This is a genomic window from Streptomyces violaceoruber, from assembly GCF_033406955.1.
In the GTDB taxonomy this organism is placed as follows: Bacteria; Actinomycetota; Actinomycetes; order Streptomycetales; family Streptomycetaceae; genus Streptomyces; species Streptomyces violaceoruber.
On sequence record NZ_CP137734.1, the window covers coordinates 1,555,580 to 1,569,414 of the forward strand.

Here is a 13,835-nt window from a genome sequence, read left to right on the forward strand (position 1 = left end):
TGATCACCTACCCGGTGTTTCTAGTCTTTCGTCACATTGCTTGCAAGGTCTGGAAGAGGATTCGGGTCGCGGCCGCGTGCGTTTTCGCGGGCAGATGTCCGGACGACACAGCCAGGAAAGGGCAGCCGAGCGTGGTCACCAGTGAGAACAATTCCGTAGCAGCCGGGGCGCACACCGGGCAGGTGGAGCGGATCGCTGTCGTGGGACTGTCCTGCCGGCTCCCCGGGGCCGCGGACCCCGCGGCGTTCTGGGAGCTGCTGCACAGCGGTTCCGACGCCGTGACCGAGGTGCCGCCGGGCCGCTGGGACGTGCCCGCGGACGCGGCGCCCGGCTCGGGCTCCGGGGGCCGGCGCGGGGCGTTCCTGGACGGTGTCGACCGGTTCGACGCCGGATTCTTCGGCATCTCGCCGCGTGAGGCCGCCGCGATGGACCCGCAGCAGCGGCTCGTGCTCGAACTGACGTGGGAGGCGCTGGAGGACGCCGCGATCGTACCGGCGTCGCTGCGCGGCAGCAGGACCGCGGTGTTCGTGGGCACCCTGCGCGACGACTACACCAACCTGCTGTACCAGTACGGGGACGAGGCGGTCACCCAGCACACGATGGCCGGGGTGAACCGAGGCGTCATCGCGGGGCGGGTCTCGTACCACCTGGGGCTGCGCGGTCCGAGTCTCACGGTGGACTCGGCCCAGTCGTCGTCGCTGGTCGCCGTGCACCTGGCGTGCGAGAGCCTGCGCAGCGGGGAGTCGACGACGGCTGTGGTGGCCGGTGTGAACCTCAATCTGCTGGCCGAGAACGCCACTACGGAGGAACGTTTCGGCGCACTGTCCCCCGACGGTGTCTCGTACACCTTCGACGCCCGTGCCAACGGCTTCGTGCCCGGCGAGGGCGGCGGCGTGGTGGTGCTCAAGCCGCTGTCGGCCGCCCTCGCGGACGGCAACCGGATCCATGGCGTGATCCGCGGCACGGCGGTCAACAACGACGGCGCCGCCGACGGGCTCACCGTGCCCAGCGGCACCGCGCAGGAGCAGTTGATCCGCGAGGCGCACCGGCGCTCCGCCCTCGGCCCGGGCGAGCGGGTCCAGTACGTCGAACTGCACGGCACCGGCACCCCGGTCGGCGACCCGGTCGAGGCCGCCGCGCTCGGCGCCGCCCTCGGCGCGGAGCGCGGCGACGCGGACGGCCCGCTGCGGGTCGGCTCGGTCAAGACCAACATCGGGCACCTGGAGGGCGCCGCCGGCATGGCGGGCCTGATCAAGACGCTGCTCGCCATCACCCACCGGGAACTTCCCGCCAGCCTGAACTTCCGGACCGCCAACCCGGCGATCCCGCTGGCCGAACTGGGTCTGGAGGTTCAGCGCGAGCTCTCCGCCTGGCCGCGTCCGGACCGTCCGCTGGTGGCCGGCGTCAGCTCGTTCGGCATGGGCGGCACCAACGCGCACGTCGTCGTTGGCGAGCCTCCCCTCCCGGCCGCGGAGCCGGACACCCTCACCGGCTCCGCGGCCCCCTCCTCGCTCTCCTGGGTGGTCACCGCCAACTCCGAGGAGGCGCTGCGCGGACAGGCCGCGCGGCTCGCCGAGTTCGCCGGCGCCGAGAACGCGCCCGACCCGCGCGACACCGGGTACTCGCTGGCGACGGACCGTACGGTCTTCGAACACCGCGCGGTCGTGGTCGGCGCCGACGGCGCGGCCCTGCTGGACGGTGTGCGGGCGCTGGCCGAGGGCCGGCCGGGCGCCGGGGTCGTACGGGGCCGCGGCGAGGCCGGTGCCACCGCCCTGCTGTTCACCGGGCAGGGGGCGCAGCGACCGGGCATGGGCCAGGAACTCTACGCCGCGCACCCCGTGTTCGCGGACGCCTTCGACGCCGTGGCCGAGCGGCTCGACCCGATGCTGAAGCAGCCCCTGTGGGAGGTCATCGCCTCCGGAGAGGGCCTGGACGAGACCGGTCGCACCCAGCCGGCGCTGTTCGCGATCGAGGTGGCGCTCTTCAGGCTGCTGGAGTCCTGGGGCGTGCGGCCCGGCTTCCTCGCCGGACACTCGATCGGCGAGCTGGCCGCCGCCCACGTCGCCGGCGTGCTGTCCCTCGACGACGCGGCGAGGCTGGTCGCGGCCCGGGCCCGGCTGATGCAGGCGCTGCCCGCCGGCGGCGCCATGATCGCCGTCGAGGCCACCGAGGAGGAGGTCCTCCCCCACCTGGAGGGACTGGAGGCACGCCTGTCCCTCGCGGCGGTCAACGGGCCCGCCTCGGTGGTGATCTCGGGCGAGGCGGACGCGGCGGAGGACGTGGCGGCACGGCTTGCCGAAGCCGGGCGCCGGACCAAGCGCCTCACCGTCTCGCACGCCTTCCACTCGCCCCTCATGGACGGCATGCTCAAGGAGTTCCACAAGGTCGCCAAGGAACTCACCTACCACGCCCCGCGGATACCCGTCGTCTCCACCCTCACCGGCGCTCTCGCCTCGGGCGACGACCTGCGCACCCCCTGCTACTGGACGGACCAGGTCCGGCACGCCGTGCGCTTCGCCGACGCCGTACGCACCCTGGGCGAGCTCGGCGCGACGGTCCTCCTGGAGGTCGGCCCGGACGCGGTCCTCAGCTCGCTCGCCGACGCCACCCCCACGCTGCGCGCCGGGCGCCCCGAGACCCGGACGCTGCTCACCGCGGTCGCCACCGCGTTCGTCCGCGGCGCCGACGTCGACTGGCGCGCGGTCCACGCGGACGCCGGCGGCCGCTCCGTGCCGCTGCCCACGTACGCGTTCCAGCGCCGTAGGCACTGGTTCGACGCCGCGGCCCGCAAGGAGACGCGGGCGATCGCCCCGGCGGCCGATGAGGTGCGGTCACCGGCCGCGGCGTCCGGCGTCCCGTCCGTGCCGGCCGGCCGGGCCGAGCGCCTGCGGTACGCCGAGGACCTGGTGACGAGCCATGTCACCGCCGTCCTGGAGTACGGGGACGGCGAACGGCTCGATCCGCGCGTCCCGTTCCAGAAGCTCGGGTTCACCTCGCTGATGACCACGGAACTGCGCGCCGCCCTCGCCGAGGCCACCGGACTGGCCCTGCCCGGCAGCCTGCTCTTCGACCACCCCACCCCGCGGGAGCTGACCGCGTTCCTCGCCACGCGGCTGGCGGACACGACGGACGAGCCGGAGGCCGGGGAGGAGTTCATCCGGCCCGCCGACGCCGGCGAACCGATCGCGATCGTGGGCATGGCCTGCCGCTTCCCCGGCGGGATCACCTCCCCGGCGCAGTTGTGGAAGCTCGTGTCGGAGGGCGGTGACGCGATCACCGAGTTCCCCGTGAACCGCGGCTGGCCCGACGACCTCTACGACGCCGACCCCGACCGCCCCGGCCGCAGCGCGGTGCGGCACGGCGGATTCCTGCACGACGCGGGCGAGTTCGACGCCGACTTCTTCGGCATCTCGCCGCGCGAGGCGATGGCCATGGACCCGCAGCAGCGGCTGCTCCTGGAGTCGGCGTGGGAGGCCGTGGAGCGGGCCGGGATCGACCCGGACACGCTGCGCGGCTCCCGTACGGGCGTCTTCGTCGGCGCCACCGCGCTGGAGTACGGCCCGCGGATGCACGAGGCACCGGAGTCCGTCCAGGGCAGTGTCCTGACCGGCAGCACGACGAGCGTCATGTCCGGCCGGATCGCCTACCAGCTCGGGCTGCTCGGACCGGCGGTCACCACCGACACCGCCTGCTCTTCCTCGCTGGTCGCGCTGCACCTGGCGATCCGCTCCCTGCGCTCGGGCGAGACCAGCCTGGCGCTGGCCGGCGGTGCGACCGTGATGTCGTCGCCCGGCATGTTCGTGGAGTTCTCGCGGCAGCGGGGTCTGGCGCCGGACGGGCGCTGCAAGTCCTTCGCCGCGGGCGCGGACGGCACCGGCTGGAGCGAGGGCGTCGGCCTGCTGCTCGTCGAGCGGCTCTCCGACGCCCGCCGCAACGGCCACCAGGTACTGGCCGTCGTCCGCGGTTCCGCCGTCAACCAGGACGGCGCCTCCAACGGCCTCACCGCACCCAACGGCCTGTCGCAGCAGCGCGTCGTCCGCCAGGCCCTGGCCGACTCCGGTCTGGCCGCCACCGAGGTCGACGCGGTCGAGGCGCACGGCACCGGCACCCGGCTCGGCGACCCCATCGAGGCCGAGGCCCTCATGGCCACCTACGGAACCGGCCGGGACGGGCTCCCACCGGTGTACCTGGGCTCGTTGAAGTCCAACATCGGCCACGCCCAGGCGGCCGCCGGTGTCGGCGGTGTCATCAAGATGGTCGAGGCGATCCGGCACGGGGTGCTGCCCCGGACGCTGCACGTCGACGAGCCGTCACCGCGCGTGGACTGGAACGCGGGCGCGCTGGAGCTGCTCACCGGGGAACGGGCCTGGCCCGACACCGGCCGGCCCCGGCGGGCCGCCGTGTCCTCCTTCGGCATCAGCGGCACCAACGCGCACGTCGTGCTCGAGCAGGCCCCGGACGCGCCGCCGCCGTCCGCCGCGCCGCCGGCCACCCAGGCTCCCGCCGTGCCCGCGCCCTGGCTGCTGTCGGCCCGTGACCCCGACACGTTGCGGGCCCAGGCCGAGCGGCTGCGGGCGTACGCGGACGGTGACCGGGCGCCGGAACCGGCGGCGATCGGCCGGGCGCTCGCCACCACTCGTACCGCCTTCGAGCAGCGCGCCGTCGTCCTCGCCGAGGACCGGGCCGGCTACCTGGCCGGTCTGGACGCGCTGATCCGGGGCGCCGACGCGCCCGGCGTCGTCACCGGCAGCGCCCGGAGCGCGGGCCGCACCGCGTTCCTCTTCACCGGTCAGGGCGCCCAGCGGGCCGGCATGGGCCGGGAGCTGTACGCGCGCCATCCGGTGTTCGCCGAGGCACTGGACGCCGCGTTCGGCGCGCTCGACGCCCATCTGGACCTGCCGCTGCGCGAGGTGGTCTTCGCCGCGGAGGGCAGCCGCGAGGCCGCCCTGCTCGACGAGACGACGTACACGCAGCCCGCGCTGTTCGCCCTCGAAGTGGCACTGTTCCGGCTCCTGGAGCACCACGGGGTCACCCCCGGTCTGCTGGCCGGGCACTCGGTCGGTGAGCTGTCCGCCGCCCACGCGGCCGGGGTGCTGACCCTGGACGACGCCGCGAAACTGGTCGCCGCGCGCGGCCGGCTGATGCAGGCCGCCCGCTCCGGCGGCGCCATGATCGCCGTCGAGGCCGCCGAGGAGGAGGTTCTTCCGTATCTGGAGGGCAGGGCGGCCGGGCTCTCCGTCGCGGCCGTCAACGGACCCGCGTCCGTGGTGATCTCCGGCGACGAAGAGCCGGCCCTCGAGGTCGCGGAACTGCTGCGGGCGTCGGGCCGCAGGACCAAGCGGCTCACGGTCTCGCACGCCTTCCACTCCCCGCACATGGACGGCGTCCTCGACGCGTTCCGCGAGGTCGCGTCCACGGTCGCCTTCTCGGCGCCCACCGTGCCGATCGTCTCCACCGTGACGGGCCGGCTCGCCACCGAGGCCGAACTCACCTCACCCCAGTACTGGGCGAACCAGATCCGCGCGGCCGTCCGCTTCCTCGACGCGGCCCGCGAACTCGCCGCCCAGGGCGCCACCGTGTTCGTCGAGGCCGGACCGGACGCCGTGCTGACCGCGCTCACCCGGGCCGCGCTGGAGGACACCGGAGCCACGGCCGTGCCGCTGATGCGCGCGGGCCGACCGGAGGCCGAGACGCTGACCCTGGGCCTCGGGGGCGCCCACGCCGCGGGGGCCGCCCTGGACGCGGCGACGTTCTTCCCCGGCGCGGCCACCGCCGACGGCCTGCCGACGTACGCCTTCCGGCGCACCCATTACTGGCTGGCGCCCGCGTCGCCCACCGACGCCCGCAGCCTCGGCCTGGACGCCTCGAAGCACCCGCTGCTGTCCACCTCCGTGGAACTCGCCGGCCGGGAGGACACGCTGTTCACCGGTCGGCTGTCGCTGAGCGGCCATCCGTGGCTGGCGGACCACACCATCGGCTCGGCCGTGCTGGTACCCGCCACCGCCTTCGTCGAACTCGCCATGGCGGCCGGGGACCACCTCGGCGCCGGCCGGGTCGCGGACCTCACGCTGGAGGCACCGCTGCCGCTGACCGGCCGGGACGCCGTGCGGGTCCAGGTCGCCGTCGGCGCCCCGGACGCCTCGGGGCTGCGGCCGTTCTCCGTCCACGCCCGTCCCGACACCGGCGACGACGGCACCGACCGCCCCTGGACCCGGCACGTGAGCGGTGCCCTCGCCACCGAGGCCGAGGCCGAGGCCGCCGTCCCCGAGCCCGACCCCGTCTTCGGCGTCTGGCCACCGGAGGGCGCCGCGGCCGAGCCGCTGGACGGCGTGTACGACCGGCTGGCCGCGCTCGGCTACCACTACGGACCGGCCTTCCAGGGGCTGCGGGCCCTGTGGCGGCACGGCGAGGACCTGTACGCGGAGGTGCGGCTGCCGGAGGAACACCGGGAGGCCGCCGCGGGCTTCGGTGTGCACCCCGCACTGTTCGACGCCGTCCTGCACCCCCTGGTGCTGGACGCGGGAGCCGACGGCGACTCCGGCCGGATCCGGCTGCCCTTCGCCTGGTCCGGGGTCGTCCTGCACGCCACCGGCGCCACCGGCCTGCGGATCCGGATCTCCCCCGGCGGCCCCGACACCTACCGCATCTCCATGGCCGACGACACGGGCGCGCCGGTCGCCGGCGTCGAGTCGCTGACCCTGCGCCCGGTCGACGCCCGCCGGCTCGCGGCCGACGCCGACGCCGCCCCGGCCGCCGCGCTCCACACGGTGGAGTGGGCCCCCGTCCCCCTCCCGGCCGGCGCCGGTCCGGACTGGGCCGAGGCGGCCGACGGCCTCGACGCCGCCACGGGCTCCGCCATCGTGGTCGTACGGCCGCCCGGCGCGCCAGACACCGCCGAGGGCGCGCACCAGCCCGTGCGCGACGCGCTGGAAGTGGTCCAGCGGTGGCTGGCCGACGAACGGTTCGCCGAGGGGCGGCTGGCGTTCGTCACCCGCGGCGCCGTCGCGGCACTTCCCGGCGACGACGTCACCGGCCTCGCCGCGGCGCCGGTGTGGGGCCTGATCCGCTCGGTGCAGTCCGAGCACCCCGACCGTGTCGTGCTGGTGGACCTCGACGGTGACGACGACCGTCTGCTGCCCGCCGCGCTCGCGGCCGGGGAACCCCAGCTCGCCGTCCGCGGCGGCAAGCTGTACGCCCCACGGCTGGCCCGCCGCGACCCCGCGCCCGGACGGAACGCACCGACCCCGGCCCTGGACGGCACCGTCCTCGTCACCGGCGGCACCGGCGGGCTCGGCGCGCTCGTCGCCCGGCACCTCGTCACCGAGCACGGCGTGCGCCACCTGCTGCTCAGCAGCCGCCGCGGCCCCGGCACGCCGGGCGCCGACGCGCTGCGGTCGGAACTGACCGCGCTGGGCGCCGAGGTGACCGTGGTCGCCGCCGACGCCGCCGACCGGAACGCCGTCGCCGGGCTGCTCGCCGCCGTCGACGCCCGGCACCCGCTGTCGGCGGTGGTGCACACCGCGGGCGTCCTCGACGACGCGACCGCGCAGTCGCTCACACCGGAGCAACTCGCCACGGTGCTGCGCCCCAAGGTCGACGCGGCCCGGCATCTGCACGAGCTGACGAAGGACCTCGACCTGGCGGCCTTCGTACTGTTCTCCTCGGTCTCCGGCATCACCGGCACCGCGGGCCAGGCCAACTACGCCGCGGCCAACACCTATCTGGACGCCCTGGCCGCGCACCGCCGCGCCTCCGGGCTGCCCGCGACCTCGCTCGCCTGGGGGCTGTGGGACGCCTCGCACGGCATGGGCGGCACCCTCGGCGAGGCCGACCTCGCCCGCTGGGCCCGCGCCGGAATGACCCCGCTCACCCCGGAGCAGGGCCTGACCCTGTTCGACACCGCGCTGACGGGCACCGAGCCGCTGCTGGTACCGGTGGCGCTGGACCTGGCCCGCTTCCGTACCGGCGCCGAGCCGCTGCCCGCGCTCCTGCGCGGGCTGGTGCGCACCCGTGCCCGCCGCGCCGTGCAGGCCGGTGCGGGCACCGGGGGTGCCGGATCGGACTGGGCGCGCCGGATCGCGGCACTGCCCGAGGACAAGCGCCGCGACGCGGTCCTGGGCCTGGTCCGGGACACCGTCGCCGCGATCCTCGGCCACGCGGGCGGCACCTCCGTCGACCCCGAACGCGCTTTCAACGACATCGGCTTCGACTCGATGGCCGGTGTTGACCTGCGCAACCGCCTCGGTGCCGCCACGGGTCTGCGGCTGCCCGCGACGGTGGTCTTCGACCATCCGACGCCGGGGGCCGTGGCGGCCCATCTGCTCTCCCGGGTCTCCGAGAGCTCGCGGCCGGCCGACGCACCGACGGCGGCCCGGCGGCGCGGTCCGGCCGACGAGCCGATCGCGATCGTCGGCATGGCCTGCCGCTACCCGGGCGGGGTGTCCTCGCCGGAGGAGCTGTGGCGGCTGGTGGCGGACGGTGTGGACGCCGTCACCGAGTTCCCCGTCAACCGGGGCTGGGACCTGGAGAACCTGTACGACCCGGACCCGGAGCAGACCGGTACCTCGTACGTCCGCGAGGGCGGCTTCCTGCACGATGCCGACCTGTTCGACCGGGAGTTCTTCGGCATCTCGCCGCGCGAGGCGACGGCCACCGATCCGCAGCAGCGGCTGCTGCTGGAGACCGCCTGGGAGACCTTCGAGAACGCCGGCCTCGACCCCGCCCTGCTGCGGGGCTCCAACACCGGTGTCTTCACCGGCGCGATGTACGACGACTACGCGTCGCGGCTGGCGTCCGCTCCGGAGGAGTTCGAGGGTTTCCTGCTCGCCGGGAACCTGTCCAGCGTCGTCTCGGGCCGGCTGTCGTACACGTACGGCCTGGAGGGTCCGGCGGTCACCGTGGACACGGCGTGCTCCTCGTCGCTGGTGGCGCTGCACATGGCGGCGGGTGCGCTGCGTTCCGGTGAGTGCGACCTCGCCCTGGCGGGCGGGGTGACGGTGATGAACGGTCCCAGCACGTTCGTGGAGTTCTCACGGCAGCGGGGTCTGTCGCCGGACGGCCGCTGCAAGTCCTTCGCCGCGGGCGCGGACGGCACCGGCTGGAGCGAGGGCGTCGGCCTGCTGCTCGTCGAGCGGCTCTCCGACGCCCGCCGCAACGGCCACCAGGTGCTGGCCGTCGTCCGCGGCTCCGCCGTCAACCAGGACGGCGCCTCCAACGGCCTCACCGCACCCAACGGCCCCTCCCAGGAACGGGTCATCCGCCAGGCCCTGGCCAACGCGGACCTGACCCCCGCCGACATCGACGCCGTCGAGGCACACGGCACCGGCACCACCCTCGGCGACCCCATCGAGGCCCAGGCACTGCTGGCGACGTACGGCCAGGACCGGGCGGAGGGCCGCCCCCTGTACCTCGGCTCGCTGAAGTCCAACATCGGACACAGCCAGGCCGCCGCCGGAGTCGGCGGGATCATCAAGATGGTGCAGGCGATGCGCCACGAGGTGCTGCCCAGGACCCTGCACGTCGACGCGCCGTCCCCGCACGTCGACTGGGAGACGGGCACCCTGGCGCTGCTCACGGAGGAGACCCCCTGGCCGGCCGCCGGCCGCCCCCGCCGGGCGGGCGTGTCCTCCTTCGGCATCAGCGGCACCAACGCCCACGTGATCGTGGAGGAGGCTCCCGCGGCACCGGTGGACCGCCGCCCGGCCGCCGGCCCGGAGTCCTCGGGCGGCGTGGTGCCGTGGATCGTGTCCGGGAAGGACGAGGCCGCGCTGCGGGCCCAGGCACGGAGGCTGCACCAGTACGTGCTGGACCACCCGGACCTGTCACCCGCCGACATCGGCCACTCCCTCGCGACCACCCGCGCGGTCCTGGACCAGGGTGCGGCCGTCGTCGGCGCCGACCGCGAGTCGCTGCTGCGGGGGCTCGCGGCGATCGAGCGCGGTGAGTCGGCCGGGGTCGTCCGGGCCCGTTCGGCACGGCCGGGGAAGACCGCGTTCCTGTTCACCGGGCAGGGCAGCCAGCGGCTCGGCATGGGACGCGAACTCTACGAGAGCAGTCCCGTGTTCGCGAAGGCGCTGGACGAGGTGTGCTCCCGTTTCCGGGCCGAACTCGCCCGTCCCGTCAAGGACGTGCTGTTCGCCCAGGAGGACTCCGCGACCGCCGCCCTGATCGACCAGACCGCGTTCACGCAGGCCGCGCTGTTCTGCGTCGAGGTCGCGCTGTACCGGCTCTTCGAGCATCACGGATTCACTCCCGACTATCTTCTCGGCCACTCCATCGGCGAGGTCACCGCCGCGTATCTCTCCGGGGTGCTCGACCTGGACGACGCCTGCTGTCTGGTCGCCGAGCGCGGCCGGCTGATGCAGGCCGCCCGCGAGGGAGGCGCGATGGCCGCCGTGCAGGCCTCCGAGGAGGAGGTGTACGCCTCGATCGCGCCGTACGGCGACGCGGTGGGCATCGCCGGGGTCAACGGCCCCGAGTCGTTGGTGATCTCCGGGGACGAGGACGTCGTGGAGGAGGTCACCGCGGCCTGGCGGGCCAACGGGGTCCGCACGAAGCGGCTGCCGGTGTCGCACGCCTTCCACTCCTCGCACATGGACGAGGTCCTCGACGAGTTCCGCGAGGTCGCCTCCGGGCTGTCCTTCCGGCCGCCGCGCATCCCGGTCGTCTCCAACGTGACCGGCACCCTCGCCACCGACGCGCAGCTGACCTCGCCTGACTACTGGGCCACCCACATCCGGGAGGCGGTGCGCTTCCTGGACGGAGTGCGCTACCTGGAGGCCCAGGGCGTCACCGACTTCCTGGAACTCGGCCCGGACGCGGTGCTCACGGCGCTCACCCGGGGCAGTCTGGAAGAGGAAGCCGGTGTCCTGGTCGCGGCGCTGCGCCGGGACCGGCCCGAGGCCGAGACCGTCGCCGCGGCGATCGCCGCACTGCGGCTGCGCGGCGCGGCCCCCGCCTGGGACACGGTCTTCCCCGGCGCCCGCCGGGTCGCCCTGCCGACGTACGCCTTCCAGCACGAGCGGTACTGGCTGGACGCACCCGAGACATCCACCGACGCGGCCGGGCTCGGCCTGTCCGCCGCCGGTCACCCCCTTCTCGGGGCCGCCGTGCGCATGGCGCACCGCGACGAGTACCTGTTCACCGGCCGCCTGTCGCGCCACTCCCAGCCCTGGCTGACCGAGCACGCGGTGCACGGCACGGTGCTGGTGCCGGCGACGGGGCTGCTGGAGCTGGCGGTGCGGGTCGGCGGGCAGTTGGGCGCGGAGCGGGTCGAGGAGCTGATGCTGTCGGCGCCGCTGGTCCTGCCCGAGCAGGGCGGTGTCCAGGTGCAGCTGGTGGTCGGCGAGGCCGACGGTGCCGGGCGGCGCACGGTCGAGGTCTTCTCACGGCTCGACGACGGCGACGTCACCGCGGACCGTCCGTGGACGCTGCACGCGAGCGGTGCCCTGGCCCCGGCCGCCGGCGTCCTCGGTGAGCCGCCGCTGCCGTGGCCGCCCGCCGGCGCCGGCGAGGTGCCGCTCGACGGGGTCTATGACCGGCTGACCGATGTGGGATACGCGTACGGTCCGGCTTTCCAGGGTCTGCGGCGGGTCTGGCGCGGCGACGGCGAGATCTACGCCGAGGTCGCCCTGCCCGAGGAGCAGCGCGCCGACGCGGGACGCTACGTCCTGCACCCGGCCCTGCTCGACGCCGCGCTGCACCCCCTGCTGCCCGGCGTCGCCGACCAGGACCGCGCGGCACTGCTGCCCTTCACCTGGTCCGGCGTCACCATCCACGCCACAGGCGCCTCCGTACTGCGCGTGCGGCTGACACTCACCGGGGCCGACGTCGCGGCCTTGACGGTGGCGGACGCAACCGGCGCCCCGGTGGCCTCGGTCGAGTCCTTGCTGCTGCGCCCCCTGTCCAAGGACGCGCTGCGCCAAGCCGCCTCCACCGCCCGCGACGGACTCTTCCGCATCGCCTGGAACACACTGCCCACCACCGACACCCCCACCGACACCACCGACACCACCGGCTGGGCCGTCGTCGGCGACCTGACGGTCGACGGAGCGACCCGACACACAAACCTGGACGCCGTGAGGGCCGAAGACAACATCCCCCGAACGGTTCTGTACGCCCCGCCCGTCCCGGACGGTGACGTGCCGCAAGCGGCCCACACCGCACTGCGCGACGCCCTCAGCACCACGCAGTCCTGGCTGGCCGACGACCGCACCACCGACACCACCCTCGTCGTCGTCACCCGGGGCGCCCTCGCCACCCACCACACACAGCACACCGATCCCGTACAGGCCGGCCTCTGGGGCCTGCTCCGCGTCGCCCAGACCGAGAACCCCGGCCGCATCGCCCTCCTCGACACCGACACCGACACCATCCCCACCACCGCCCTGACCACCGACGAACCCCAACTCGCCCTCCGCGACAACACTTTCCACACCCCTCGCCTGGCCCGCACCACCGACCAGCCCACCGACCGGCCCCGCTGGGACCGCGGCACCGTCCTCATCACCGGCGCCACCGGCGCCCTCGGCACCGTCCTCGCCCGCCACCTCGTCACCCAGCACGGCACCCGCCACCTTCTCCTCCTCAGCCGACGCGGCACCAACGCCCCCGGCGCACAAGAACTCCAGCATGAACTCACCGCCCTCGGCGCCACCGTCACCATCACCGCCTGCGACGCCGCCGACCGCCACGCCCTCACCTCCGTACTCGACGACATCCCCGCCGAACACCCCCTCACCGCCGTCGTCCACACCGCCGGCGTCCTCGACGACACCGTCCTGGCGGATCTGACGGCCGAGCGGCTGGAGAAGGTACTGCGTCCGAAGGTCGACGCGGCGTGGAACCTGCACGAACTGACCAAGGACCACGACCTGGAGGCATTCGTCCTCTACTCCTCCGTCGCCGGCCTCATCGGCAACGCCGGCCAGGCCAACTACGCCGCCGGAAACACCTTCCTGGACGCCCTCGCCCAGCACCGCAGGGCACTCGGACTGCCCGCCGTCTCCCTCGCCTGGGGCCTGTGGGCCCAGGCCAGCACCATCAGCGGACAACTCGACCAGACCGACCTGCGCCGGCTCGCCCGGCTGGGCCTGCTGCCGCTGTCGTCCGCCGACGCGATGGACCTGTTCGACGCGGCCCCGGCCACCGGCGAAGCGGTCCTCGCGGCCACCCGGCTGGACCTCGGAACACTGCGCAAGCAGGGCGCGCATCTGCTCCCGCTGCTGCGGGACCTCGTGCCGGCCGCGCCGCGCCGTGCGGCGGCGGACACCGGCGGTACCGAGGGCGGACCCTCGCTGGCGGAGCGGCTCGGTGCCCTGCCGGACGAGGAGCAGCGCGTCGAGGCTCTGACGGACCTCGTGCGCGTCCAGGTGGCCGCGGTGCTCGGCCACTCCGATCCCGGCTCCGTCGACCCCGGCCGGGCCTTCCAGGAGCTGGGCTTCGACTCACTGACAGCCGTCGAACTCCGCAACCAGCTGAGCACCGCGAGCGGACTGCGCCTGCCCACCACCCTCGTCTTCGACCACCCCTCCCCCGCCGCCCTCGCCGCCCATCTGCGGCAGCGGATCACGGTCGAGGAGGGGGCGGCCGCCACTCCGGTCCTCGCGGATCTGGACCGTCTGAAGTCGGCCATCCGGTCCGCTTCGGTGGACCGGGACGCGTTCGACCGGATCACCGGTCGGCTGCGCGAGTTGCTGGACGTCGCCGACACGGCGAACGGCAGCGCGGCCGGGGACGACGACACCGACCGGGACCTGGACACAGCCAGCGACGAGGAGCTGTTCGCCCTCCTCGACGACCTCGGCTGACCGGGCACCGGACAGCGACACGCGGTT

1 protein-coding gene is annotated in these 13,835 nt (G+C 74.7%); it reads left to right on the top strand.

What is annotated here, in order from left to right:
- Nucleotides 1–131: 131 nt before the first annotated feature.
- On the top strand, nt 132–13,808 hold the full coding sequence (locus tag R2E43_RS06965) for a type I polyketide synthase (protein ID WP_332056019.1): 13,677 nt from the start codon (nt 132–134) through the stop codon (nt 13,806–13,808).
- Nucleotides 13,809–13,835: the final 27 nt, after the last annotated feature.